Consider the following 24736-nt stretch of genomic DNA (forward strand, 5'->3'; position numbering starts at 1 on the left):
CTTCAGGGAGTGACTGAATGCAATTAGACGACTGGATTCAAAAAGAACCACAACAGTTTGAATATTTTCATCGCTTGATGGGCTATATCATGCTGTCTCTGGTTCTGGTCGTCTTTCATTACACTGAACCGGATACCCAGTATCAGCTCTTTGTTCCTGTATTTTTATTCCTGATTTTATTGATTAGCTCGAAACTGTCGCGCTGGTTAATCTATCGCCATGATTATCGTATTCGGCGCAATGTTCTTTTTCTGATTGATGTTATTGTCATTGTAGTGGTTTTAGCCGCAGTACAGCTGGATCTGGTATTGTCCTTGCTGGGTTTGGTGGCAATACTCTATACCGCAATCAGTAATAAAATTTCATTGATGATGGCTTCTCTGGCCAGTCTGGTCGGGATCACCGTTTTTTATCTGGCCAATATTCTGGTCTTTGGTTTTGGGAATTATTTTGAACCGACCAGCAGTGAACTGACGGTTTTAGGCTTCATCTGCCTGATTACCTATTTTGGTGTCGGAAGTTTTTATCAAAGTGGTCGTGTGCAATATATGACCCAGAAGAAAAATCATTATTTTGAACAGATGAACCGTTATATGGAATTTGCCAATCAGCTGAGTCGTTATGCGCCTGTGCAGTTGTGGCAATCCATCATGAAAGGTGAATCTGAAGCGAAAATTGAATATAAGCGTAAAAAGTTAACAATTTTCTTCTCGGATATTCAAGGCTTTACAGAACTGTCTGAAACGCTTATTCCAGATGATTTAGCATTCTTGCTCAATGATTATTTGCGGCATATGACCGAAATCGCCAAAAATTATGAAGCGACTGTTGATAAATTCATGGGGGATGCCATCCTGATTTTCTTTGGTGATCCAAACTCTGAAGGCGTAGAGCAGGATGCCAAGAACTGTATGGAAATGGCGATTGCCATGCGTCAGCAAATGAAACTGCTGCGTGAGCGTTGGATTAAAATGGGTTATCCGCCACTGCATATCCGTATGGGTATTTCGACCGGTTATTGCCACGTCGGGAATTATGGTGCGACGCATCGGATGGCCTATACCATTGTAGGACGGGATGCCAATCTGGCAGCGCGCTTACAGAGCGCAGCTGAAGTGGATGAAATCCTGATTTCAGAAGATACTCATAATCTGATCAAAAATGATTATTTATGTGCGCCGAAAAAACCAATTTTCTTGAAAGGCATTAAAGCACCGGTAAGAACTTGGCAGCTAATGGAAAAATATGCATCGCAGAAAGTTGAGTATCAACGTTGGTTCGACTATGAATATAAAGGCTTTCATTTACTGCTCAATCTGGACGAAGTACAAAACTTTGAATATCCAGAATTGATTCATGTACTGGAAAAAATGATTAAACGCATTGAAACTCAGCAGAAATTGACCAACTCTCAAGGCATCGTCAAGCTTAAACTTGAAGATGAAGTGATTGAGCATCTCCAGCCACAAGACGAATTTGAATCACTCAAAGACTCCAAAGTAATCTAATCATTCTCATAAATATAAAAAACCACGTCTAAGCGTGGTTTTTTATATGATCTTTCAAGAAAAATCTTAATGATTTTCCGAAGCGTGATTGATGGTGTATTTTGGAATTTCAATTTCCAGATCTTCATCGACCAGTGTGACCTGACAAGAAAGGCGTGAATCAGGTTCCAGACCCCAAGCGCGATCCAGTAAATCTGCTTCTACATCATCCATTTCTTCGAGGCTGTCGAAGCCTTGACGTACCACAACGTGGCACGTTGTACATGCAGCTGACATATCGCAGGCATGTTCGATTTTAATGCCATTTTTGAGTAGGCTTTCGCACAGGTTGGCATTGTGTTCGACTTCAAACTCAGCACCTTCGGGGCAAATCTGCGCATGTGGAAGAACTTTAATACGTGGCATAGTCGTTACCTTAAATTAGTTTGAGTTTGACCAGTCGTCGAGTTTAGTGCCCTTAAGAGCGGCATCAATATGTTGATTCATACGTGCTGCTGCAAAAGCATCACTATGTATTTTAAGCAGTTCAACTGCAGATTCAATCGCTTTGATATCTGAACCTTGAAGCTCGGTTTCAAGTTGTGCCTGTGCAGTTTGCAGTGCTGCCAGTTGCTCTTCAGTCAACAGAGCGGCATCTACTTTTAGTGCCTGAACCAGTGCTTCTAGCTCACGCTGGGCTTCAACTTTGGTTTCATTCAAATGACGCAGATTTTTATCTTCCTCGGCAAATTTATAACCGTCAAGTAATAGGCGCTCAGTATCTTCACCGGATAAGCCATAAGATGGCTTAATATCAATTTGCGCATGCACGCCAGATGTTGTTTCTTTGGCAGATACCGTCAACAAACCATCAGCATCGACCTGGAAAGTTACTTCGATACGTGCCTGACCGGCTGTCATTGGTGGAATGCCATGCAAGACAAAACGACCCAGACTACGACAATGTTCAACCAGATCACGTTCACCTTGAACTACATGGATCAACATGGCAGTCTGGCCATCTTGATAGGTAGTAAATTCCTGACGACGTGCTACAGGAATGGCAGTATTACGTGAAATCAGACGTTCCACCAGTCCGCCCATGGTTTCTAAACCTAAAGACAGTGGGGTAACATCCAGTAATAAGGAACCATCAGTCGAGTTGCCAATCAGTTGGTTTGCTGTAATCGATGCGCCAATCGCCACCACTTCATCCGGGTTAATCGTGCACAGCGGTTCTTGGCTAAATACGTCACCAACTGCTTTTTGTACGGCATAAGAACGGGTTGAGCCACCCACCAGAACCACATTTTGAATGTCATCCAGTTCAAGCTTGGCATCACGCATCACACGTTTACATACGCTGATGGTTTTGTCCAAAGCAACTTTAATGATTTCTTCAAAGGTTGAATGGTCAAGGGTTAATACTTGATCGAGTAATTGAATTTGAACGGTTTCAGCATCTGAAAGTGCTTCTTTGGCCTTACGCGCTGCCACAATAAAATGTGCATATTCAGCATCATCTAAAGTTTCGATGTTTAGCTGTTTCTTGGCCCATTTCAAAATTAAACGGTCCAGGTCATCACCACCGAGGGCAGTGTGGCCGCCAGTCGCCAGCACTTCAAACACGCCTTGAGAGAAGCGCAGAATCGAAACGTCGAAAGTACCGCCACCCAAGTCATAAATCACATAGTTGCGATCTGTACTCAAGTTGCTTTCCTGATCGAGGCCATAAGCCACAGCAGCAGCGGTTGGCTCATTCAATAAACGTAAAACATTCAAACCGGCAAGCTGGGCAGCATCTCGGGTTGCCTGACGCTGTGCTTCATCAAAATACGCTGGAACGGTAATCACTGCACCATTCACCGGATTTTTCAGACTTGCTTCAGCACGATCTTTGAGCTGCTTTAAAATTTCTGCAGAAATTTCAACCGGAGTTTTACGACCTTGTGCGGTTTCAAAAGCCGGCATTTCATTCGCTTCGCCGACCAAGGCATAAGGATGCTGGAATTTGATATCCGCTTGAGAGCGACCCATGAAACGCTTGACTGAAACGATGGTATTTTTAGGATCGCTGGTAATAAAAGGCGCGGCTTCATTACCATATTGAGTCTGCTGTTCTGCATAATGCACGATAGAAGGAAGTAGCACACGACCTTGTTCGTCATTCAGCACTTTGGCTTTACCTGAAAGAACCGTGGCAACCAAAGAGTGGGTGGTGCCTAAATCGATACCAATCGCAATGCGGTGTTCATGTGGTGCACTTGATTGACCTGGTTCTGCAATTTGCAAGAGAGCCATAGTGTTACATCCTTTGCACGTTAAATATTAAAAATTAGAAATCATCATCAAGGTCAAAGCTGTCATCGTCCAGGAAGCGGTCTTCCGCCTTGTCGATATCTGCCATGACTTTGACAAAGAAGCGTAGTTTACGCACTGTATCGCGTGCTTCAGCCCAGTCTTCATCGGTATAGTCAATTTTAAACTCACGAACCAGACCGTCAATCCATTGCTGTACTTCAACTTTCAGTGAAGTTAAATCTTCAGCAGAGGTGGCATCGTCGAGTTGTTCACGAATTTCCAGAGCGTCCTGCAAGAATTCAAAATCACTGATCGATTGATCTAAGTGATAATCCTGTTTCTTGAGGGACAATAAATACGCTGCACGGCTATCGACCGCTGACAAAACTTTAAAAGCCTGATTGATATCGCTTGATTTAATCAGGGCCTGATCTTTGTCTTCAGCTTTATCGGGATGATATTGTTGCTGTAACTTTAAAAATTCAGTTTTTAAAGTTGCCAAATCAATATCGAGTGCTACTGGAAGATTGAACAGCTCAAAATGATTCATGGGAGATGGGGTCCGCGATTAATGTGCAAAAATAACTGTATAAATGCAATTAAAACAGTGTGAAACACACTGTTTTAATGTCAAAAGAGAATAACTGCCGGGTTTATACAGTGAAGGATTCACCACAACCGCATTCGCCTTTTTTGTTGGGGTTGTTAAATTCAAAGCCTTCGTTCAAGCCGTTTTTAACATAGTCCATCTCCATACCTTCAAGATAAACCAGACTTTTCGGATCAATGAATACTTTAACCCCAAACTGCTCAAATGCTTGGTCATGTGTATCGACTTCGTCAACGAACTCGAGTACATAAGCCAGACCAGAACAGCCTGAAGTTTTCACACCAACGCGAATGCCTTCACCCTTACCGCGATTTTTTAAATAATTGCTGATATGAGTTGCAGCATTTTCAGTTAAATGGATCATGAAAACTCCGTTAAAATTTAAAAACGTGGAACAATTAAGCTTTAACTTTCTTGTTACGGTAGTCTTCTACAGCTGCTTTGATTGCATCTTCTGCAAGAACAGAGCAGTGTACTTTTACTGGTGGAAGTGCCAGTTCAGTTGCAATATCGATATTCTTGATTGCTTGAGCTTGATCCAAAGTTTTACCTTTGAGCCATTCAGTCACCAAAGAACTTGATGCGATTGCTGAACCACAACCATAAGTTTTAAAACGTGCTTCTTCAATTACGCCTGCATCGTTGACTTGAATCTGTAAACGCATCACGTCACCACATGCGGGTGCACCAACCATACCCGTACCAACGTTTTCAGCATTTTTATCTAAAACGCCAACATTACGAGGGTTTTCGTAATGATCAATTACTTTTTCGCTATAAGCCATGTTGCTTCTCCAAACCTCGGGGTCAGCCTTAGTATTATTAAATATGGGGGTTAAAAAACTTTTCTCAATGAGATAGCAACCGATTGGTCACTATCTCAGGATGAAGATTAATGTTCAGCCCATTCAACTTTAGAAAGGTCGATACCTTCTTTAAACATATCCCAAAGCGGAGAAAGTTCACGTAACTTCTCAACAGCAGCTTTAGTGATACTCAATACATGGTCGATATCTTCTTCAGTGGTGTATTTACCAAAGCTGAAGCGGATCGAACTGTGTGCAAGCTCGTCTGAAAGACCCAATGCACGAAGTACATAAGAGGGTTCCAGTGTTGCAGAGGTACATGCTGAACCTGAAGATACCGCAGCATCTTTCAAGGCCATCATCAGTGATTCACCTTCAACAAAGTTGAAGCTGATATTCAAGTAGTTCGCTACGTTTTGTGTAGGATGACCATTCAAGAACACCTGTTCAAGGTCTTGTACGCCATTCCAAAGCTTGTCGCGAAGTACACGTAAGCGGGTTTGTTCAGCTTCCAGGTTTTTACCTGCAAGTTCAAATGCTTCACCCATACCCACGATTTGATGCGTTGCAAGCGTACCTGAACGCATGCCACGCTCGTGACCGCCACCATGCATTTCAGCTTTTAGGCGTACACGTGGGCTACGACGTACAAACAGGGCACCAATACCTTTAGGGCCGTAGATCTTGTGCGCAGAGAAGCTCATCAGGTCTACTTTTAAAGTTGAAAGATCAATTTCAACTTTACCTGCCGCTTGTGCTGCATCGACATGGAAGAAAATTTTGTTGGCACGAGTGATTTCACCAATCGCTGCAACATCAGTAACCGTACCGATTTCGTTGTTCACCATCATCAGTGAAACCAGAATCGTATCTGGACGAATTTCTGCTTGAACCATTTCCGGAGTAATTAAACCGGTTTGAGGTTGTGGTTCAATATAGGTAATCTCAAAACCTTCAGACTCTAACTCACGGCACGTATCTAAAATTGCCTTGTGTTCGATCTTAGAGGTAATGATATGTTTACCTTTCGATGCATAGAAATGAGCCACACCTTTAAGCGCAAGGTTGTCTGATTCGGTTGCACCTGAAGTCCATACGATTTCACGTGGATCAGCTTTAATTAAATTAGCGACCTGTTCACGTGCATATTCAACTTTTTCTTCTGCTTGCCAGCCATAAGCATGTGAACGAGATGCAGCATTACCGAAGGTACCTTCGAATGTTAAACATTCCATCATACGTTCAGCAACCTGAGGATCTACCGGAGTCGTAGCTGCATAATCAAGATAAATCGGACGTTTCATGTCAAATACCTGTAACCGATAAAAGGGCTGAATCAAAGGGTGCTGAATTTTGGCGTAATGACACTGTTTGTACATTGTCACGTGCAACCAGATCAGCAAGCGAGATTTTTGCTAAATAATCGGCAATGTGGTGGGAGAGTTCCTGCCATAAATCATGAGTCAAGCACATCGCACCATTCTGGCAGTTGCCTTTATGGTCACAGCGAGTCGCATCAACTGTTTCGTTTACAGCTTCGATAATTGCTAACACAGTAATTTCATCTGCATTACGTGCTAAATGGTATCCACCATTTGCTCCACGAACACTTGAAACCAAGCCATGGCGCTTGAGTTTCGCAAATAACTGCTCAAGATAGGCAACAGAAATAGTTTGACGTGCCGCAATTTCGGCGAGCGTAATCGTTTTTTCAGAAGGCTGCAAAGCTAGATCAAGTAGAGCAGTCACAGCGTAGCGACCGCGAGTGGTTAGGCGCATGATTCGATACACATGGTTAGACTAGATGTATCGATTTTAAGAATCCCGACTAAATTAGTCAAGTTATTTTTAGTAGACCTTAGTGGGATTTAATTTTTTCATAATGAAAGATTTAGATACTGAGCCAATTATACACTAATAACGTAATCAAAAGTATGCTACTCAGGCCAAAAACAATATTAATGCGCTTTTGACGGCGTTCGATCCGTTTCAGGCGGTTTTTATACTGCTTGACTTCTACCTGCAAGGTATTGATCTTGGAACGCTGCTCTTCAATTTTCTTTAAGAGTGGTGCTATACGCTTTTTGGACGCAATAATTTCCGTTTCATCAGTGGGTGTTTCAGACAGCCAGTGTTTCCAGTCGGCTAATACTTTTGGCAAGCTGAATACGGTTAATAAATCACGAAATTCGTCTTTCAAAACCTGATGACCATCAATGCGCATACTACGAATGCTACGACGATTGCCAAAAATAAAAATTTTGATCAGATCGGGAAGTGTGGTACGCACATCCAGATCTACAATGCGACCCGGTGCTTTATGGTCAAATAAAAGACCATTTGTGGTGAATTGCACATAAAAGTCGAAATATGGAATATAGCTATTGATTTTAATCGAGATATTTTCATCTACAAACTTCTTGGCTTGTAATGCAACGACACGATCATGCTTGAGAATGAAGGTAAATATTGTTTCTAAAACAATTAACGTCATCGTAAGCAACAAATGCGGTTGATTTTGACTTTGTTGCGATTCGCTCATATACAACCAATCCTTACCTGAAATATAAAGTGAAAAAGCTTCCTGCCTGTGAAGAGATTTCAGGGTTAAATCAAATTAGACTTGAAATAAATTGCTTTGTAGAACAGTTTAGCAAATCTATCAAGTACTAAATTTGCTATTATGCAGTGATTTTGTAGAATAATTTATAATAATTGCGCAGAAAATAAACAGGAGCCGTGCACATGGACAAGTCAAAAACAGCACAAGACTCAGCTGAAGCTTTAAACCAGAAAACAATGAAAGCCAAGTCCAAATCTGCCTCGGAGCGCAAATCGGCTCTTGATTTTCGTAAATATACCAAACAGATCTGGCTGGCTGGACTGGGAGCATTTTCACGTGCCGAAGAAGAAGGCAATAAACTGTTTGACTCACTGGTCAAGGTTGGAGAAGAACTGGAGTCTAAAACTGCAGATATTGCAGATCAAACTGTAGAAAAGGTCTCAGAAAAGGCCAAAGAGTCGGTCACAGAGACCAAAGATAAAGTAGAAAAGCTGATCGACAACTCTGTTCATCACTCATTGAATCGTATAGGATTAGTCACACTCAAGGATGTACAACATTTGGAACGTTTAATCCTTCAGTTACATGCCAAGGTTGATCAGTTGACTGCGGAACAAGAAAAAATGCAGGAAGAATTGTCGAAAAAAACACAAATAAAATGACTTTATTTATTATTCAATGTTTTTTTCGCATATTTTTTGAAAAAAAAGAGGTTCTTAAGTATTGCGTTTATACCTAAAGCATTGCTATAAAGGCGTTATGGCATGTTAAACAAATTCTTGAACCTTAAATAAACGATATTAAGAGGACGTAATCTTCATGAATAAATCAGAATTAATTGATGCAATTGCAGAGAAAGGGGGATTATCTAAGGCTGACGCAGGTAAAGCTTTAGATGCTACAATTGCTTCTGTTACTGAAGCTTTAAAAGCGGGTGATACAGTTACTTTGGTCGGTTTTGGTACTTTCGGTGTAAAAGAACGTGCTGCACGTACTGGCCGTAACCCACAGACTGGCGCTACTCTTGAGATCAAAGCAAGCAAAGTGCCTAGCTTCAAAGCGGGTAAAGGCTTAAAAGACGCTGTAGCTTAAGCTTACCCAGCGATGAAACGCGCCTTCTTTGGCGCGTTTTTTATTGATAAAATAAATTGTGATGATTAACACATTCATTCAATGGGTATTTTCGGTTAAAATCCTTTGCAAATAAAATATTGGAATACTTATGGAAGCTTTTCGTAAAGTTATTAAGGGTTGGTTGGGTAAAGTTTTACTCGTTCTGTTTTTGACCCCGTTAGCGCTTGTAGGTATTGAAGGATATTTTAGCGGCGGGAGCTCTGATGCGGCAAAATCCGTGAACGGAACTGAAATATCTCAAAAAGAATTAGAGTCACTGACGAAATCATTTAAAGAACAATATCTCAGTTATGCCAATGGCGATGAAACCTTGCTGAATCAAAGCTTCATTGACCAGAAAGCCATGGATACTTTGGTTTCACGTACCTTATTGCTACAACAGGCAGAAGAATTAGGCATCAGCCTGAGTGACCAGCAAATTGTACAGATGATTGCCCAGCAGCCGACTTTCCAGCAAGATGGTAAGTTCTCTGATGCTTTATATGAGAACTATCTTAAATCAATTGGCATGACCAATCGTGCTTTAGTCGAAAGTTTGCGTAAAGATCATGCGCTGAAAATGCTGTCTTCGACATTCCTGGACTATCCACTGGTGAGTCCGGTCGAAATGCAGCAAATTGCCGATTTACAGACTGAACAACGTCATATTCATATTTCCAGTATTAATCTGGACAGTTATAAACAAGATGTCAAAGTCAGCGATGCTGAAGTCGCTGCCTATTATGAACAGCACAAGGCATCGTTTACACAGCCGACCAGTGTCGATGTAGACTATGTGGTGTTGAAGCCAAGTGATATTCAAGCACAGGGTTTGGCAGTGACAGATGCTGAACTTCAGGAAGCGTATACAGCCTTTGTTGCGACACAAAAACAGGCAGTTAAACCAGAGGTGAAGCATATTTTGATTACGGCGGACAGTCGTAGTGATGCTGAAGCACAAAAACTGGCTGCAGAAGTGGCAGCGAAAATTAAAGCCGGTAACACTTTTGCACAGGCTGCAGCACAATATTCTGAAGATCCTGAATCCAAGTCTAAAGGCGGAGCAATTGCAGTCTATGAAACTGGCGTATTTGGTAGCACATTTGACCAGGCTGTTAGCTCTTTAAAATCAGGTCAGGTCTCTGCTCCTGTGAAAACAGATTATGGCTATCATATTATTTCTGTGCAATCACCTGATGTGGCTGTGCCATCTTTTGAGTCACAAAAAGCACGTTTATCTGAAGAGGTTTTGGCTGCTAAAAAATCCAATGCATTCTCCGATACGGTGAATAGCTTGAATGATATGGTGGTGGGAAGTGATTCTCTGGAGGTCGTTACACAAGAAGTGAAAGGCGTGCAGGTTCAGAAAGCCCAAGGAGTAAAACTTTCAACCCGTGACCCAGTGTTGAGCGATGCCAACCTTAAAGTCAAACTGTTTAATGATGATGTCAAAAATGGTGATCGTAATGCTTCATCAAGCATTCAGTTGGCCAATGGTGATGTGGCCTGGATCAAGGTGCGTGACTATCATGCAGCTGGTGAACAAACACTGGCAGAAGCGAAACCGCGTGTTCAGGCTCAATTGATTGAAGACAAAGCCGCTGCTTTGGCAAAAGCAAAAATTCAGAAAGCTCTGGATGAGTTCAAAACCAAACCTGCTGCATCAGTCGCCAAAGGTGCTTTGATTTTTGAAGATGCTGGCGTGTATACCCGTGCTGAAGGTTTGCTAAAACGTGATGTACAACGTGCCGCTTTTAGTCTTCCGACACCAAAAGCAGGCCATTGGTCAGTGACCACAGCGAAAATGCCAAATGAGCTGGTCGTGGTTGCGGTATCAGAAGTAAAGAAAAACCCGGTGGATGTATTGAGTGCAGAGCAACGTAGTGAGTTGGTGAAGTTGTATCAGCAACTTCGTGGTCAGCAAGAATTTGATGACTATACGCGCTACCTGAAATCTCAGGCAAAAATCAAATAAGACGCTCTTAAATAAAAAAACCAGCCTGCGGGCTGGTTTTTTATGCTCTAGCCAAATGAGGGTTTAAGCACGAATAATCAGTTCATAACCGGTATATTTACGCATATTGATTACACCGGTATCCAGAATTAAATACTGACCTTTAATACCCTGTAATTTGCCACGAATCACCGGAGTTTTATCCAGATTATGTGATTTAATCTTTTCTGGATATTGCTCGACCGGATAAATAAACTCGCGTGCCAATTCCTGCTCAAGCACTTCAATATTTTCATTAAACTCAAGATTCTGATTAAATTCTTCACGAATGCTTTGAATTTTAGGTGCAAATTCTTCTAACAGCTGTTCACGGATTTCAATCAGATTCAGTGGTTCTGCTTCACCTTTGAGCAGCTTGCGCCAGTCTGTTTTGTCTGCGACCTGCGTACCAAACATGACTTCCAATTTGCCAGAGAGGCGACGTGAGCCAACTTTCATAATCGGCAGGGCTTGGGTTGCGCCCTGATCCAGCCAGCGGGTCGGCATTTGGCTGGTACGGGTAATCCCGACCTTCAATGCACTGGAATTGGCTAGATAGACAATATGCGGTTGAAAGCAGACATTCTGGGCAAATTCATCTTCGCGGCAAGTGCCTAAATGATAATGACAGGTTTCTGGCTTCATGATGCACATATCACATGAAGCATTGGTCTTAAAACATTTAAAACAGTGACCTTGCGAGAAAGATTTTGAGGTTTTATTGCCACAAGATACGCAATAAATCTTCCCCGTCCATTCAATCTCGATGTCTTGGCCTAAATTAAACGGAAGATCGATTTCTGCACGATCCAGAATTAATTTATACTCAACATTTGCCCGCTGTATCTGTTGATCAGTTACACTAAGGTCTTTGAGGCCGACATGCATTTTATGGCAAATGCCCTGAAGTTCCATAAAGATTACTCACTTAAATCATAAGGATGCAGTTATGGCTGAGCAGAATGTCATTACTTCAATGCTAGACGATTTCGCACAGGAACAGCCAATTCATACTGCTATTTGTATTGGGCAGGACTTAAGGCAAGTCCAGTTTCAGCCATCTATTCAATGGCACTATTTTAGCGTATCTGGCTTTTTAAATCTGCCTTTTCAGCAACGTTATGACCTGGCTGTGGTAATGCTGGATACGATAGAAACCGAACATTTGTCTGAACAGATCATGAGTCGAATCTTGGTGAAATTGCGTGATTTATTTGCTAAACGTCTGGTGGTGATCAGTCGGCTGCAAGATGAAAAACTATTGAGAGCTTTGGGATTTACCCAGCTGATTGACAAGACCACGCACGGGGCGGATTTTGCGCTGTGGCAGTTTAATATTTTAACCTATAAGCATGTGCCCGACTGGTTTAATTCCAAGTTCTGGGCCAATCCGGAAAACTGGGATAAATTTCGCTGGTAAGCCTATGCCTGCTTAATTGCAAATATTAACACAATCCTGCCTAGACAATATGAGGACAGACCGTATTCTGTAACTATGATGCATACAGGATATAGAGCATGACGAATCTGAGTAATATCGTGGAAATATTGGCCAAGCAGGCATTGGGTGGCGGGCAGTCTCAAAAGCGATCTTCACAGCAGGGTGGTCTGGCAGATATCCTGGGATCGGTATTGGGTCATTTGAATAAATCTCAGACTCAACAAGATCAGAGTCAACACAATCAGAATCCGCAGAATCAAGCCGGTCAGCAGACCCGACAAAATGGTTTGGGTGCAATTTTAGGTTCAGTTCTCAGTCAGTTAGGTGGTGCAAATCGTCAAAGTACTGCTCAACCCCGTTCAGGATTGGGAGGAGGTTCGACTGGCAAAACCTTATTGATTGCTGTGCTACCTCTGGTACTGGCCTGGATTCAAAAACAGGGTGGTTTACAGGGTGCATTGGATAAGCTTAAAGGACAGGGGTTGAATAGTCAGGTTGATGACTGGGTGTCGACTGGCCCGGGTGAAAATGCCAATGTCGATCCGCAGCAGGTACAAAATCTGTTTGATGATCAGGAAATTGAAGAAGTTGCACAGCAAACTCATGCGCCTAAACAGGATGTGTATAGTGCAATTTCACAAGTCTTGCCGCAGATTATTGACTCACTTACGCCACAGGGTGAACAGACCAGTAAGCAGGAAGCCAATAATGATATTCAAAATGTCTTGAATATGGTCTCAGGGCTTCTCAAAAAATAAATTCCATCATGTAAAAATCCCGATTTGAGTCGGGATTTTTTAATGCTATGCAGACTTTAAAATCGCTAATCTAGGTTCAGGCTAAACAGCTGGTTAGAGTCACAGATTTTTTTGGCAATATAATGAGATTTTCGGGTACGAATTAAAATAATTTGCGATTGAAAACCCAGTTCACCAAACTCTGGCTCTACCTGTACATAATGCAGTTGCCCATATTCATCTCGAACCCGCGCTTGAGCAGAAAATCCAGGGCGGGCATTGCCACTTGAAATCGTTGCCAGACGGCCGAGCAAATTGACATTATTCTTTTTATATTTGGGTGGAATGACCTGATCCAGACAATGAATCATGAAAATCGTAAAAAAAGTGGCAATAATTAAAGCCGGAATAATCAGATAATAAGCCGGCAGAAACTCAAACTCCTGAGAATAGATCAGGAATTGTAAAACATAGCCAGCAAAGCTGAAATTCATCAGAAAGAAAAATACAATTAGAGTTTTGGAGAATTTGACATTCAACAGGTCTAATTGTTGAAAATTATAAGGTGAAATTTTTTGCAAAAATTTGCTGGATCTGAGTCCAAAATAGAAACCAATGGTTTTCACCACGCCAAACAAAATAATCGCCAATAAACTGAGATGAAAAGGCATCAGATTATAGTCTAGAAAAAATGCAGGCATGGTGAAGTCCGTTTTAGGTCTTATTCTGTGAGGTAAATTCCACCATCAGAATGCACGGTAATTTCTACTTTTTCAAGTGACTGACCTTGGCAAGGCCCGGAAATACATTCACCGCTTTCTACCAAAAACAGTGCACCATGCGTTGAACATTCAATAAATTCCTGATCACGATCCAAAAACTGGTTTTCCAGAAATTCTAGCTCGACTTGCAAATGCGGACACAGGTTTTGATAGGCATAAAAGGCACCATCGCGCTGGGTAATAAAAATAATATCCCCATTGTCCAGTTCAAAAGCTCGGGCTTCACGCTCTGGAATATCTTCGGTCATACAAATTTTAAACATTAAGCACATTCCTTCTGAAAGTCTTGTAATAATGCCGCATAGTCTTCAATCGCTAAACGTGGGCCAAATTGCGAAACCACCTGACTGGAAATTAAAATCGCCAGTTCAGCCGCAGTTTTAAGACCTAGGTTGGCATTCAAGGCATACAGGAAAGCCCCGGCAAATGCATCACCGGCACCATTCGCATCTACTGCAGTAACTTTGCGGCCAGGCACTTTAAATGTATTGTCGTGATCCGAAATAAGTGCACCCTCGGCTGACAATGTAATGACAACGTGTTGACTGAGTGTTTTTAATTTAACTAGAGCCGCGTCAATATTATCGGTCTCTGTATACATCAGGGCTTCTTGCTGGTTACACAGCAACAGGTCGACACCTTCTGCAATCATTTCATCCAGACCGGCACGCGCATATTGCACCATGGCAGGATCCGATAAAGTTAAAGCAATTTTAACTCCGTTAGCGTGGGCAATTGCACGTGCCTGTTTGACGGCATGGCGTGCTGTTTCAGAAGTCGATAAATAACCTTCGATATATAGCCATTTCGCAGTATTTAGCGCACTAAAATCAATTTGTTGATCCGTGAGTTCAGCAGTAATACCTAGATAAGTATGCATGGTACGTTCAGAATCAGGACTCACCAGAACCATACAAGTTCCCGTTACACCTTCGCTGATCGACTGGATTGTGGTCTGAATGCCCGCATCATTTAAACCTTTCAGATAGATTTGCCCCAGTTCATCATTACCAACACGGCAACCATAAAATGCAGAACCGCCAAGTGCAGAAAATGCCACGGTAGTGTTGGCTGCTGAACCGCCTGAAGCCTGACCTTTATAAACTTGAGTCGCTTGAAGATTTTGATAAAGTCTGGCCTGAGTATCACCATCTGTCAGCTGCATGGTGCCTTTTTGCAAGTGATGTGCAGTTAAAAAGTCGTCAGACACTTTAAATTCTTGGTCAATCAGCGCATTACCAATTGCAAAAAGATCAACATTTGCCATGTTCAAATATCACATTAAAAATGAAAGTGCCAAGTTTACACGATTGCTTGGGATTGCTGTAGTTTGCTGAATCATTTTCAAATATTTTCCAAAAATGCTGTATTTTATTCAGTGACTATCTTTGGTCTAAGATTTGACTTATTTTTATGCACTACGTTGCTGTAGCATTGATTTAAGCATCAAATTTTATTTATAAGGATATATCGCGTTCGACATGATACTTTAAAATCGTTCTGCGAAGATCATTCTTCACAATCATTTAAAATAGTGTGCGTATATGGATATTAAAATTGTAAAAGTTGAACAACTTCCTGACCAAGTCGAAACGCTAGCGACCCTTGCGCGTAAAGAAGGCTTAGATGTGTTGGATAAGTTAATTGAAGAATATCGCACCGGTAAAAACTGCTTTGCTCAAGCCAATGAACATTTACTGGTCGCGCATGATGGCAAAAAACTGATTGCCTGTGGTGGCCTAAACCAGCAATGGGGCGATAATGGCATTGAAGAGCGGATTGGTCGTGTGCGCCGTTTTTATGTCCATCCAAAATATCGGCTGCATGGGGTCGGTAAACAGCTTCTGGCTTATCTGGAACAGTTGGCAGCTCCGCATTATTCGGCCTTATGTCTGCAAACAGATACCCGACTGGCTGCCAGCTTCTATCAAAAACAGAATTATGTATTTGTGGAAAATAATCCAAGTTATAACTACTTCAAATATTTGATTTCGTGATCTTGCGGCTGTTGAGCCAGACTTAGCCAGTAAATTTGATGATTTAATTTTCAAATGATCAAGTTTACTTAATTCGATCAAAATCCTCGGTTTTCAACGTGAATAATTCAGATAACTAAAGCTATAATGTCCTTAGTTATTTTAATTAAAGCATTAGGAGATCGCATGACTGTAGATGTCACTGAAACCATTTCTCAAACTGTACATCCTGCGTTTCAGTTGTTACGTCAACAACATGTTGAAGCTTTAGACATTTTTGTGTCTGAATATAAACATAAAGTGACTGGTGCCACACATTATCACCTGGCGACCAATCACGATGAAAATGTCTTTCTGGTGGCGTTTCGTACCCAGCCGATGGATTCTAAAGGCGAAGCACATATTTTGGAACATACTGCATTATGCGGTTCAGAAAAGTTCCCGGTGCGCGATCCATTCTTCCTGATGATCCGCCGTTCATTGAACACCTTTATGAATGCCTTTACTGCGGCAGACTGGACGGCTTATCCATTTGCAACGCAAAACAGCAAAGATTTTCAAAACCTGCTTGAAGTGTATATGGACGCGGCATTTGCTGCGAACCTGAATCCACTGGATTTTGCTCAGGAAGGCATTCGCATTGAACTGGAAAATGGCGAGCCAGTCTATAAAGGCGTGGTCTTTAATGAAATGAAAGGGGCGATGAGTTCGCCTTCAGACCAGCTGTATCATACGCTGGCGCATCATTTATATCCGCATACCACGTATCATTATAATTCTGGTGGTGATCCTAAAGACATTCCTGACCTGACTTACCAAGAGTTAGTTGATTTCTATAAGTCACATTACCATCCAAGTAATGCAGTGTTCATGACCTTTGGCAATAAAACCGCTTTTGAATTACAAGAGCAGTTTGAAAATCTGGCATTGTCCAAATTTGAAAAAGGTCAGACTTTATATCCAACGCCTGAAACCCGTTTGACTGCACCATTGACCGTTACAGACAGCTATGCAGTCGATGCTGAAGATCTTCAGGACAAGACCTATCATGTGTTGTCATGGTTATTGCCTGAAGCCAGTGATATTAAACTGCGTTTGGGTATGCGTTTAGTCGAAGGGATTCTGCTTGAAGATTCTGCATCACCATTGCGTCATTATCTGGAAACCTGTGGTTATGCCCAGTCGACCGGTCCATTTATGGGCGTGGATGACTCTAATTTCGAGATGACTTTCTACTGTGCGGTGCAGGGTTCAAATCCTGAACATGCAGAAGAATTTAAAAATGGTGTGTTCAAGGTGCTGGAAGATGTTGCCTCGAAACCGGTCGATCAGAACATGGTCGATGCAATCCTGCATCAGATTGAATTGCATCAGCGTGAAATCAATGGCGATGGCACGCCTTATGGTCTGAGCCTGATTCTGAGCGGTCTGGGTAGTGCGATTCATCACCGCGATCCGGTCGAAGTCTGGGATGTGGATTCTGCCATTGCTGCGGTTAAAGAAGAACTGCAAGATCCAATGTGGCTCTCCAATCTGATTAAAGAATATTTGCTGGATAATCCGCATCGTGTACAACTGACCCTGGTTCCTGATGCGACAAAATCTGCCAAAGAAGCGGCCGATGAAAAAGCCCGTCTGGTTGAAATTGGCAAGAATCTGACCGAAGAGCAGAAAGCAGACATTATTGCCCAGACTGAAGCATTGAATGTGCGTCAGGATACACCGGATGACTTGAACTTATTGCCAAAAGTTGGCCTGGAAGATGTACCTGCGGAATTACAAGTGGTTCAGGGCCAGTTACGTGAGATTATCTGTAATCAGGTCGATACACCGTTGAATCTGTATCATGCCGGTACCAATGGTATTTATTACCAACAGGTTCTGGTCAATATTCCAGATGACGTGGTGCAGTCGCCATACTTCAATCTGCTTTCGATTTTGATGGGCGAAGTCGGTGCGGGTGAATATGATTATCTGGAATTCCAGCAACTGCAAACAGCGGTAAGTGGCGGTCTGGGTATGGGCGCATCGTTGCGTTCTAAAGTCGATGACAAAAACAAGATCACGGCTTGGCTGACACTGACCACCAAATCACTGGTGAATCATTTAGATGCCATTCGTCTGTTGAAAATCGGTTTTGAACAGCTACGTTTTGATGAAAAAGACCGTATTATTGAACTGTTACAACAGCGTAAAACACGCTGGCAGTCACGTGTTTCCGGTTCGGGGCATAGCTATGCGATGCAATCTGCATCTCGTCAGCACAGTGCCTTGGCATTGCGGGATTATCATAATACCGGTCTCGGTGCATTAAACTGGCTGATCGAGCTGGTCTCTAAAATTGAAAAAGATCCGGCTGAATATGATCTGCTGATTGACGAGTTAAAACGAATTCATCGTGTCCTGTTGCAAGCACCGAAGCAGTTCCTGCTGGTGTGTGAAGAGCCGCAATCTGATAGCTTGATTGAAGAAATCCAGAATGTCTGGGACAAACTGGCGGTTGATCCTGCACCGGTTGCACTGACTCAAATCGAAAAAGTGACGCATGATCAGCATGAAGCCTGGTTAATTCAGGCCAATGTCCAGTTCTGCGCGGCTGCTTATCCGGCGGTCGAAGTGGCGCATCCTGATGCTGCTGCCTTGATGGTGCTGGCGGGTTATTTACGTAATGGCTTCCTGCACAGTGCAATCCGTGAAAAAGGTGGTGCTTATGGCGGTGGTGCCAGCTATGACGGCAATGCCTGTTCATTCCGTTTCTACAGCTACCGTGACCCGCGTCTGGCAGAAACCTTTCAGGACTTTGATGCCAGTATTCAGTGGTTACTCAATGCGCCGCAACAGCCGCATCAACTGGAAGAAGCGATTCTGGGTCTGATTGCCAGTATGGATAAACCGGGTTCACCAGCGGGCGAGGCAATCACTGCATGTTATGCCTATCTGCATCAGCGTACACCAGCATTCCGTAAGAAATTACGTGAACGTCTGTTAAATGTCACACTGGATGATTTAAAGCGTGTTGCACAAACTTATCTGCTTGAGCAGCAGGCTACTAAGGCAGTCGTGGCGCCAGTGGCAAAACGTGAAACGCTGGAGCAGCTTGGTTTTGTAATTCAACAAGTTCTATAAATAAAAAAATGAGGATAAGGGATGGCGCTTAATTCGTTTAGGCGCTCAACTCTGCAGCTGAGCGTTGTGCTGGGCTGTACAGTTGGGACGCAAGTGAATGCGGAAGAAAAAATAGTGGTGAATAGTCCCATGCCGGCAACGGCTGAAGCCTGTGCAGCACTGGAAATCAGTGCAGAACGTCTGGCCTGTTATGATAGCTTGTTTAAAATAGCGATTATCGATAAGCCGGTGATCGTTTCTGAACGTCGTGCAGCAGTAGAAATTGCGCCTGAACCTGATAATTTAAAAGCCAGAATGGGACAAACCGTTTCTAATATTTATGCTTCTGAAGGATCAAAGCTGACACCAAATCTGTCTTTGCTGGATAGTCGCTGGGAATTGTCTCCGGAAAGTAAACTGGGTACCTGGAACATCCGTTCTTATCAGCCAATTTATCTGATGCCCGGTTTTTGGACTTCAAAGAAAAATGAATTTCCACAGAGTGAAAATCCACAAAATACGGTAGAAGAGGATCAAAATCTCACCTCAATCGAAGCAAAGTTTCAACTGTCTCTAAAAACCAAGGCCGTTGAAAATATTCTGGGGAATAATGGGGATCTCTGGCTCGGTTATACTCAGTCTTCACGTTGGCAGGTCTATAACTCGGAAGAGTCACGTCCGTTTCGTGAAACCAATTATGAACCCGAAGCAAGTTTTGTTTTGCGTACCAATTATGACCTTTTTGGTCTTAACTGGCGTATGTTGGGACTAACCATTAATCATCAGTCCAATGGCCGTTCTGACCCGTTGTCGCGTAGCTGGAACCGCGTCATGCTGAATCTGGGCTTTGAAAAAGACAATTTTGCCCTGATGGTTCGCCCTTGGTATCGCTTTGAAGAGAATCGTGACGACGATAACAATCCCGAGATCAAGAACTATATTGGACGCGGCGACATGACAGCTTTTTATCGTCATAACGAGCATGATTTTTCCTTGATGCTGCGTCATACCTTAAAAGGCGGAGATGACAATCGTGGTGCAGTTCAGTTCGACTGGTCATTCCCGATCAGTGGGCGCTTACGTGGTCAATTCCAGCTTTTTGATGGCTATGGCGAAAGTCTGATTGATTATAATCATCGTGCCACTTATGTGGGCTTGGGTGTTTCCTTAATGAACTGGTTCTAAAATTCCCATTTTGAATCATCTTGCAATGAAAATAAAAAAACCATGCTGTGGCATGGTTTTTTTATTGGGTGGTTTAACCAATCTGGATTTCTGAAGGCGGATGTTTGATTCGGCTCTTTTTCGGGGTAGCAATGAAATAAGCTAAAGTCAGTGGCCCTAAACGTCCTGCAAACATTAACAGCATCAAAATAATCAAACTGGCAGGTTGCAGCTCTTCGGTTATTCCTCGGGTCAAGCCGACCGTGCAGGCTGCTGACACGGCTTCAAACAACAGATCGAGAAATTCATGTTCAGGTTCCAGAATTAATAAACTCATAAAGCCCATCACAATTAAGGCAGCTGTAATACAGACCACGGCCAGTGCCTTAAATGTGGTTTTTTCGGGAATAGAATGATTAAACAGACGGATTTCATCTTCGCGTCTTAAAAAACTGATCACGCTAATCAGCACAATAATAAACGTGCCGACTTTAATTCCGCCCGCCGTACTTAAGGAGCCGCCGCCAATAAACATCAGAAACATGGTGACGAGGGTCGATGCATCACTCATTTGCTCCATCGGTAAGCTATTAAAGCCTGAAGAGCGGGGAACAGTGGCATGGAACCAGGCATTCACGGCTTGATCGCCTAGACTCATCAGGCCCAAAGTTTGCGGATTAGAGGCTTCGAGCAGCCATAGCACAATAAACGCACTCAGATTGAGCCCCAGAATCGTCGAAAGAATGAGCTTGCTATTGGTACTTAACTTGCGCCAGCGTCTATGTTGCTTGACATCCATCAGCACCAGAAAGCCGATACCACCAATGATATACAGCATACTGATGGTAAAGGTGATCAGATACTGCCCTGAAAAACTCATCAAGCTATTTGGAAAAAGTGAAAATCCACCATTATTGAACGCTGACACACTATAAAAGGCAGCATAAAAGAGTGCTTCACTGAGCGGATATTCTCTGAGCCAGGACAAGGTCAGAATCAGCGTACCGATGGCTTCAAAAAACAGGGAATATAAAAATACCGCTTTAATGGTAAAACTGACTTTTTTCAGGCTGGTCTGGCCAATCGATTCCTGTGCCATGACTTGCTGTTTGAGCCCCATCTTGGGTGCCAGACTCATCACTGCCAGAATGGCAAAAGTCATAAAACCCAATCCACCGCATTGCAGCAGAAACATAATGACAACCTGGCCAAATACCGTATAGGCTTCACCGACATTCACTACGGACAGTCCGGTAATGGTCACTGCAGACGTAGCCGTGAAAATGGCTTGCAACCAGCTGATATCACCCTGATGGGCAATAGGTAACATCAGTAGCAGTGAACCGATCAGGATTAATCCGAGAAAACCCAAGGCCAATAAACTCGGCGGGCTGAGATTAATGGTTCTATGTTGCTTTAAGTCAGAACTTCTCATAGCGCTTTAAAATATCTGGCGAGATGGCGTAAAGGCTCCAGTAATCCTTCAACCACAAGAATATCGCCTTCCTGCAGAATCAGGTCGGATGCGACCTGATATTGCACCACTGATCCGCGCTTATGTAATAAGGTGGTGATTTCAGGCGCGTGCTTCATCAGCTGGTTGAGCGGCGTAGCATGATGATCGGCATGAATCTCAATTTTGACAATATAATGATCATCTTCCAGTGCCATATAACGACTGACCATCGGGTAGCTTAAAGACTGAGCCACACGCACGCCCATATCTTCTTCAGGATGAATGATTTTCTCGACATTGAGATGGGTCAGAATCATGTGATGGGATTTGGATTTGGCTTTTACCCAGATTTTTTTGACGCCCATATTTTTCAGGTGCAATACACACAAAATACTGGCTTCAATATCTTCTCCGATCGCCACGACTACGGCATCACAACGCTGCACATTCAGTTCATCCAGCACATGCTCATCGGTTGCATCGGCAATTACAGCATGGGTCAGTTGATCAGAAATATTTTCTACATATTTTTTATTCAGATCGATTCCGATCACTTCATGATTCAGACTGATCAGTTGCGTGGCCACAGTCGCACCAAAACTACCCAGCCCAATCACTGCAAATAATGCCATGAATATTGTCCTAACTATTTTTATTACATCTCAATTTTAGTGTAAGAGAATTTCGTAAAAATTGCGCTGCTATTCAGCAAGCTATGCCGAGATAAATAGTATGATCATGATTTTGAGTTGCACATAAAAAACCGCCTCGAAAGGCGGTCTATATTTTAACAATTACTTCAGGAAGCGCTGATAGCCCAGATTATTGGTAATTTCCTGATATGGATATGTAATGGTTTCAAGGGTTTCAATCAAGCCATCCGGATTCTGCTGCGCATCGGTCGCCTCCAGACCCACCAGAACACGCCCTTCCGCAGCGCCGTGGTTACGGTAATGGAACAGGGTAATGTTATGCGTTGGGCCAAGACGTTCCAGGAACATTAATAAAGCACCAGGACGTTCTGGAAATTCCACCCGGAACAGGCGTTCATTTTCAATATCGGCATGACCACCAATCAGGTAACGAATATGCAGTTTTGCCACTTCATCATCAGACAGGTCATCGACATCATACTGGAATTTTAGCGTTTCATAAATTTCCTGACGTTCTTTTTCACCATTTTTTAAGCTGATCCCAACAAATACTTGAGCAGCAGAGACATCACTGGCACGGTAATTAAATTCGGTAATATTGCGACCTTGCAAAGCGCGACAGAAGTTGAGGAATGAACCTTTCTGTTCTGGAATCGTCACGGCAAAAATCGCTTCTTTACGTTCACCGAGTTCGGTACGTTCGGCGATATAACGTAAACGGTCGAAATTCATGTTGGCGCCGCACACAATCGACACCATATTTTTACCTTCGATTTTATGTTCTTCGACATATTTTTTAATGCCGGCCAATGCCATAGCACCTGAGGGTTCGACAATGCTGCGGCATTCGTCATAAGTATCTTTAATGGCTGCACAAATTTCGTCGGTATTGACCAGTACCACATGTGGTTCTACGATCGGGCCAGAATTATCTGACTTTTGCAGGCGAATCACTTCAAATGGTTTTTCACCAATTTGTGCAACGGCTGTACCGTCAGCGAATAAACCCACAGAAGGTAAAATGACACGTTCATTGGCCTCTAAAGCTGCTTTTAAGCATGCCGATTCGTCATACTCCACCGGAATGACTTTGACATGCGGGGCAACATCACCCAGGTAGGCTGCCACACCTGCGATCAGGCCACCGCCACCTACCGCTACAAATACATAATCAACATCGCGCCATTGACGCAAGATTTCATTGGCAATGGTACCTTGACCCGCCATCACCAGCTCATCATCATAAGGCGGAATAAAAGTCATGCCATCTTCTTGAGCACGTTGAATTGCATATTTGTTGGCAACGTCGAATGAGTCACCATGTAAAACAACTTCACCCCCAAGGCGTTTTACCGCTTGGACTTTAATATCTGGTGTTGTTTTTGGCATTACGATAATGGCGCGAATACCCAATTTTTTACCTGATAATGCCACGCCTTGTGCATGGTTGCCTGCTGAAGCTGTGATGACACCACGTTCCAGTTGAGATTTCGGCAATTGACTAATGCGGTTATAGGCACCGCGTAGCTTGAATGAAAAAACTGGTTGTAAATCTTCACGTTTAAAGCGGATGTTATTATTGAGTCGTTCGCTAATTCGTGGTGCTGCTTCGAGTGGAGTTTCGATTGCAACATCGTAGACCGTTGCTTGTAATATTTGTCGAACCAAACGAGACAGCATGTTAATTTTCCATCTAACAGTTTAAAATAGGCGCTTATTGTAACAAACCATACGGCTTTGCGGTTCGAAAATACTGCAAAAGTCCAAAATAGTTGAGTGAAGCCATGAGTCTATATGCAACCCAAGATGAGAAAAAACAAGCAGCGGCCCGTGCTGCTCTGAAACACTTACCAAAAGGCGGCATTTTAGGCGTAGGTACCGGAAGTACGGTTAACTTTTTAATCGATTTATTGCCAGAACTTCAGTTAGAAGCGGCTGTGGCAAGTTCTGAAGCAACGGCGCAACGTCTTAAGAAGTTAGGCATTGAAGTGGTCGATATGAACTCTGTCGGCGGACTAGATGCTTATGTCGACGGCGCAGATGAAATTGATCGTCATTTGCATATGATCAAAGGTGGTGGTGCAGCACTGACACGTGAAAAAATTGTGGCATCGATTGCGAAAAAATTTGTGTGTATTGTCGATGATTCAAAATGGGTCGGACAATTGGGACACGATTTCCCGCTGCCAGTTGAAGTGATTCCTATGGCACGTTCTGCGGTTGCACGTAAAATTGTCTCTTTGGGCGGTGATCCTGCATATCGTGAAGGTGTCGTGACTGACAATGGTAATGTGATTTTAGATGTGCATAATCTGAATATCTTAAATGCACTTGAGCTTGAAAAAACGCTCAACAACATTCCTGGCGTGGTCTGTAACGGAATTTTTGCGATTAATAAAGCGGACATCGCAATTGTGGCAACCAATGACGGTATTGAAGAACGTACTGCGGTTTAATCTATATGAACTTTTTATGTAAATTGAGTTTCGATTTATATTTTAATTTCTAATGGAAGTTCCCTCTCCTTTGAAAGGAGAGGGTTTGGGAGA

The 24736-nt window shown here is 42.9% G+C and carries 25 protein-coding genes; 10 read left to right on the plus strand and 15 right to left on the minus strand.

All coding sequences use genetic code 11. The features are described 5' to 3' along the window. The first annotated feature begins 17 nt into the window (after positions 1-17). Positions 18-1508: an adenylate/guanylate cyclase domain-containing protein gene (locus FTV30_RS01665; protein ID WP_100357143.1), complete on the plus strand. Its 1491-nt coding sequence runs from the start codon at positions 18-20 to the stop codon at positions 1506-1508. Between the two features lie 66 nt (positions 1509-1574). On the opposite strand, the gene fdx is transcribed toward FTV30_RS01665, so the two are convergent. The 8 genes from fdx to FTV30_RS01705 all read right to left on the minus strand — a co-directional run bounded on the left by fdx (position 1575) and on the right by FTV30_RS01705 (position 7746). After that, entirely contained in the window at positions 1575-1913 is a 339-nt protein-coding gene (gene fdx, locus FTV30_RS01670; RefSeq protein WP_005171126.1) for an ISC system 2Fe-2S type ferredoxin, read from the minus strand. A 15-nt stretch (positions 1914-1928) separates the two neighbouring features. Next, positions 1929-3788 (minus strand): Fe-S protein assembly chaperone HscA, encoded by a 1860-nt coding sequence (gene hscA, locus FTV30_RS01675; RefSeq protein WP_180000901.1) that lies wholly within the window; start codon positions 3786-3788, stop codon positions 1929-1931. Positions 3789-3822: 34 nt separating this feature from the next. Further along, positions 3823-4338 carry a Fe-S protein assembly co-chaperone HscB gene (gene hscB / locus FTV30_RS01680; protein ID WP_005096765.1) on the minus strand — a complete coding sequence of 172 codons (516 nt, stop codon included), beginning with the start codon at positions 4336-4338 and terminating at the stop codon, positions 3823-3825. Positions 4339-4441: 103 nt separating this feature from the next. Next, positions 4442-4762, minus strand: coding sequence for an iron-sulfur cluster assembly protein IscA (gene iscA, locus FTV30_RS01685; protein WP_005096766.1), 321 nt, complete (start codon positions 4760-4762; stop codon positions 4442-4444). A 34-nt stretch (positions 4763-4796) separates the two neighbouring features. After that, positions 4797-5183, minus strand: coding sequence for a Fe-S cluster assembly scaffold IscU (gene iscU / locus FTV30_RS01690; RefSeq protein WP_005171124.1), 387 nt, complete (start codon positions 5181-5183; stop codon positions 4797-4799). A gap of 107 nt (positions 5184-5290) precedes the next feature. Beyond that, a complete protein-coding gene (locus FTV30_RS01695) occupies positions 5291-6508 on the minus strand; it encodes an IscS subfamily cysteine desulfurase (protein ID WP_005171123.1) in 1218 nt (405 codons plus the stop codon). A 1-nt stretch (position 6509) separates the two neighbouring features. After that, positions 6510-6983, minus strand: coding sequence for an Rrf2 family transcriptional regulator (locus FTV30_RS01700; protein WP_005096769.1), 474 nt, complete (start codon positions 6981-6983; stop codon positions 6510-6512). A 112-nt stretch (positions 6984-7095) separates the two neighbouring features. Beyond that, the gene (locus FTV30_RS01705) at positions 7096-7746 is read right to left on the minus strand and encodes a hypothetical protein (protein ID WP_005171121.1); all 651 of its coding nucleotides are present in this window, start codon (positions 7744-7746) and stop codon (positions 7096-7098) included. 203 nt (positions 7747-7949) lie between these two features. Here FTV30_RS01705 and FTV30_RS01710 point away from each other — a divergent pair, with 203 nt between their 5' ends. The 3 genes from FTV30_RS01710 (at position 7950) to FTV30_RS01720 (ending at position 10855) form a co-directional block, all read left to right on the plus strand. Beyond that, the gene (locus FTV30_RS01710; RefSeq protein ID WP_005096772.1) at positions 7950-8429 is read left to right on the plus strand and encodes a phasin family protein; all 480 of its coding nucleotides are present in this window, start codon (positions 7950-7952) and stop codon (positions 8427-8429) included. A 157-nt stretch (positions 8430-8586) separates the two neighbouring features. Then, on the plus strand, positions 8587-8859 hold the full coding sequence (locus tag FTV30_RS01715) for an HU family DNA-binding protein (RefSeq protein ID WP_004786051.1): 273 nt from the start codon (positions 8587-8589) through the stop codon (positions 8857-8859). Between the two features lie 130 nt (positions 8860-8989). Continuing rightward, complete coding sequence (locus tag FTV30_RS01720; protein ID WP_180000902.1) at positions 8990-10855, plus strand: SurA N-terminal domain-containing protein; 1866 nt, start codon at positions 8990-8992, stop codon at positions 10853-10855. Positions 10856-10918: 63 nt separating this feature from the next. Here the strand turns inward: FTV30_RS01720 and FTV30_RS01725 are convergent, their stop codons facing one another. Beyond that, positions 10919-11788 (minus strand): DUF2797 domain-containing protein, encoded by an 870-nt coding sequence (locus FTV30_RS01725; protein WP_180000903.1) that lies wholly within the window; start codon positions 11786-11788, stop codon positions 10919-10921. Positions 11789-11822: 34 nt separating this feature from the next. Between FTV30_RS01725 and FTV30_RS01730 the strand changes: the two genes are divergently transcribed. After that, a complete protein-coding gene (locus FTV30_RS01730; protein WP_005096775.1) occupies positions 11823-12293 on the plus strand; it encodes a DUF6231 family protein in 471 nt (156 codons plus the stop codon). A gap of 98 nt (positions 12294-12391) precedes the next feature. Next, positions 12392-13072, plus strand: coding sequence for a YidB family protein (locus FTV30_RS01735; RefSeq protein WP_180000904.1), 681 nt, complete (start codon positions 12392-12394; stop codon positions 13070-13072). A 65-nt stretch (positions 13073-13137) separates the two neighbouring features. Here the strand turns inward: FTV30_RS01735 and FTV30_RS01740 are convergent, their stop codons facing one another. From FTV30_RS01740 to FTV30_RS01750, 3 genes are read right to left on the minus strand one after another with little or no spacing between them, the layout of a single operon-like run. Beyond that, a complete protein-coding gene (locus tag FTV30_RS01740; protein WP_005096777.1) occupies positions 13138-13752 on the minus strand; it encodes an OB-fold-containig protein in 615 nt (204 codons plus the stop codon). 20 nt (positions 13753-13772) lie between these two features. Beyond that, the gene (locus FTV30_RS01745; protein WP_171304267.1) at positions 13773-14081 is read right to left on the minus strand and encodes a Rieske (2Fe-2S) protein; all 309 of its coding nucleotides are present in this window, start codon (positions 14079-14081) and stop codon (positions 13773-13775) included. A gap of 14 nt (positions 14082-14095) precedes the next feature. Continuing rightward, on the minus strand, positions 14096-15100 hold the full coding sequence (locus FTV30_RS01750; RefSeq protein WP_074382835.1) for an adenosine kinase: 1005 nt from the start codon (positions 15098-15100) through the stop codon (positions 14096-14098). Positions 15101-15377: 277 nt separating this feature from the next. On the opposite strand from FTV30_RS01750, the gene FTV30_RS01755 reads away from it, so the two are divergent. From FTV30_RS01755 to FTV30_RS01765, 3 genes are all read left to right on the plus strand, one after another. After that, positions 15378-15830, plus strand: a complete 453-nt coding sequence (locus FTV30_RS01755; RefSeq protein WP_005096782.1) for a GNAT family N-acetyltransferase — start codon at positions 15378-15380, stop codon at positions 15828-15830. Between the two features lie 165 nt (positions 15831-15995). Then, positions 15996-18935 carry an insulinase family protein gene (locus FTV30_RS01760; RefSeq protein ID WP_180000905.1) on the plus strand — a complete coding sequence of 980 codons (2940 nt, stop codon included), beginning with the start codon at positions 15996-15998 and terminating at the stop codon, positions 18933-18935. Between the two features lie 21 nt (positions 18936-18956). Next, the gene (locus FTV30_RS01765) at positions 18957-20099 is read left to right on the plus strand and encodes a phospholipase A (protein ID WP_074382833.1); all 1143 of its coding nucleotides are present in this window, start codon (positions 18957-18959) and stop codon (positions 20097-20099) included. A 73-nt stretch (positions 20100-20172) separates the two neighbouring features. Here FTV30_RS01765 and FTV30_RS01770 read toward each other — a convergent pair whose 3' ends face one another. From FTV30_RS01770 to ilvA, 3 genes are all read right to left on the minus strand, one after another. After that, on the minus strand, positions 20173-21513 hold the full coding sequence (locus FTV30_RS01770) for a TrkH family potassium uptake protein (RefSeq protein ID WP_180000906.1): 1341 nt from the start codon (positions 21511-21513) through the stop codon (positions 20173-20175). Further along, positions 21510-22166 (minus strand): TrkA family potassium uptake protein, encoded by a 657-nt coding sequence (locus FTV30_RS01775; protein WP_005171105.1) that lies wholly within the window; start codon positions 22164-22166, stop codon positions 21510-21512. Before FTV30_RS01775 ends, FTV30_RS01770 begins: the two co-directional genes overlap by 4 nt. A 162-nt stretch (positions 22167-22328) precedes the next feature. Beyond that, the gene (gene ilvA / locus FTV30_RS01780; RefSeq protein ID WP_005171103.1) at positions 22329-23867 is read right to left on the minus strand and encodes a threonine ammonia-lyase, biosynthetic; all 1539 of its coding nucleotides are present in this window, start codon (positions 23865-23867) and stop codon (positions 22329-22331) included. A gap of 104 nt (positions 23868-23971) precedes the next feature. Between ilvA and rpiA the strand changes: the two genes are divergently transcribed. Further along, a complete protein-coding gene (gene rpiA / locus FTV30_RS01785) occupies positions 23972-24643 on the plus strand; it encodes a ribose-5-phosphate isomerase RpiA (RefSeq protein ID WP_005096791.1) in 672 nt (223 codons plus the stop codon). Positions 24644-24736 lie beyond the last annotated feature (93 nt).

The organism is Acinetobacter sp. YH12255, assembly GCF_013417355.1.
Taxonomy (GTDB): domain Bacteria; phylum Pseudomonadota; class Gammaproteobacteria; order Pseudomonadales; family Moraxellaceae; genus Acinetobacter; species Acinetobacter pseudolwoffii.

What these genes read in the sequence shown, in the direction of transcription:
- FTV30_RS01730 (WP_005096775.1), top strand. Translation starts at nt 11,823, where the DNA reads ATGGCTGAGCAGAATGTCATTACTTCAATGCTAGACGATTTCGCACAG.
- FTV30_RS01760 (WP_180000905.1), top strand. Translation starts at nt 15,996, where the DNA reads ATGACTGTAGATGTCACTGAAACCATTTCTCAAACTGTACATCCTGCG.
- FTV30_RS01705 (WP_005171121.1), bottom strand. Translation starts at nt 7,746, where the DNA reads ATGAGCGAATCGCAACAAAGTCAAAATCAACCGCATTTGTTGCTTACG.
- ilvA (WP_005171103.1), bottom strand. Translation starts at nt 23,867, where the DNA reads ATGCTGTCTCGTTTGGTTCGACAAATATTACAAGCAACGGTCTACGAT.
- FTV30_RS01665 (WP_100357143.1), top strand. Translation starts at nt 18, where the DNA reads ATGCAATTAGACGACTGGATTCAAAAAGAACCACAACAGTTTGAATAT.
- FTV30_RS01710 (WP_005096772.1), top strand. Translation starts at nt 7,950, where the DNA reads ATGGACAAGTCAAAAACAGCACAAGACTCAGCTGAAGCTTTAAACCAG.
- FTV30_RS01740 (WP_005096777.1), bottom strand. Translation starts at nt 13,752, where the DNA reads ATGCCTGCATTTTTTCTAGACTATAATCTGATGCCTTTTCATCTCAGT.
- FTV30_RS01745 (WP_171304267.1), bottom strand. Translation starts at nt 14,081, where the DNA reads ATGACCGAAGATATTCCAGAGCGTGAAGCCCGAGCTTTTGAACTGGAC.
- hscA (WP_180000901.1), bottom strand. Translation starts at nt 3,788, where the DNA reads ATGGCTCTCTTGCAAATTGCAGAACCAGGTCAATCAAGTGCACCACAT.
- FTV30_RS01770 (WP_180000906.1), bottom strand. Translation starts at nt 21,513, where the DNA reads ATGAGAAGTTCTGACTTAAAGCAACATAGAACCATTAATCTCAGCCCG.
- FTV30_RS01775 (WP_005171105.1), bottom strand. Translation starts at nt 22,166, where the DNA reads ATGGCATTATTTGCAGTGATTGGGCTGGGTAGTTTTGGTGCGACTGTG.
- FTV30_RS01700 (WP_005096769.1), bottom strand. Translation starts at nt 6,983, where the DNA reads ATGCGCCTAACCACTCGCGGTCGCTACGCTGTGACTGCTCTACTTGAT.
- fdx (WP_005171126.1), bottom strand. Translation starts at nt 1,913, where the DNA reads ATGCCACGTATTAAAGTTCTTCCACATGCGCAGATTTGCCCCGAAGGT.
- FTV30_RS01715 (WP_004786051.1), top strand. Translation starts at nt 8,587, where the DNA reads ATGAATAAATCAGAATTAATTGATGCAATTGCAGAGAAAGGGGGATTA.
- FTV30_RS01695 (WP_005171123.1), bottom strand. Translation starts at nt 6,508, where the DNA reads ATGAAACGTCCGATTTATCTTGATTATGCAGCTACGACTCCGGTAGAT.
- hscB (WP_005096765.1), bottom strand. Translation starts at nt 4,338, where the DNA reads ATGAATCATTTTGAGCTGTTCAATCTTCCAGTAGCACTCGATATTGAT.
- FTV30_RS01765 (WP_074382833.1), top strand. Translation starts at nt 18,957, where the DNA reads ATGGCGCTTAATTCGTTTAGGCGCTCAACTCTGCAGCTGAGCGTTGTG.
- rpiA (WP_005096791.1), top strand. Translation starts at nt 23,972, where the DNA reads ATGAGTCTATATGCAACCCAAGATGAGAAAAAACAAGCAGCGGCCCGT.
- iscU (WP_005171124.1), bottom strand. Translation starts at nt 5,183, where the DNA reads ATGGCTTATAGCGAAAAAGTAATTGATCATTACGAAAACCCTCGTAAT.
- iscA (WP_005096766.1), bottom strand. Translation starts at nt 4,762, where the DNA reads ATGATCCATTTAACTGAAAATGCTGCAACTCATATCAGCAATTATTTA.
- FTV30_RS01750 (WP_074382835.1), bottom strand. Translation starts at nt 15,100, where the DNA reads ATGGCAAATGTTGATCTTTTTGCAATTGGTAATGCGCTGATTGACCAA.
- FTV30_RS01735 (WP_180000904.1), top strand. Translation starts at nt 12,392, where the DNA reads ATGACGAATCTGAGTAATATCGTGGAAATATTGGCCAAGCAGGCATTG.
- FTV30_RS01755 (WP_005096782.1), top strand. Translation starts at nt 15,378, where the DNA reads ATGGATATTAAAATTGTAAAAGTTGAACAACTTCCTGACCAAGTCGAA.
- FTV30_RS01720 (WP_180000902.1), top strand. Translation starts at nt 8,990, where the DNA reads ATGGAAGCTTTTCGTAAAGTTATTAAGGGTTGGTTGGGTAAAGTTTTA.
- FTV30_RS01725 (WP_180000903.1), bottom strand. Translation starts at nt 11,788, where the DNA reads ATGGAACTTCAGGGCATTTGCCATAAAATGCATGTCGGCCTCAAAGAC.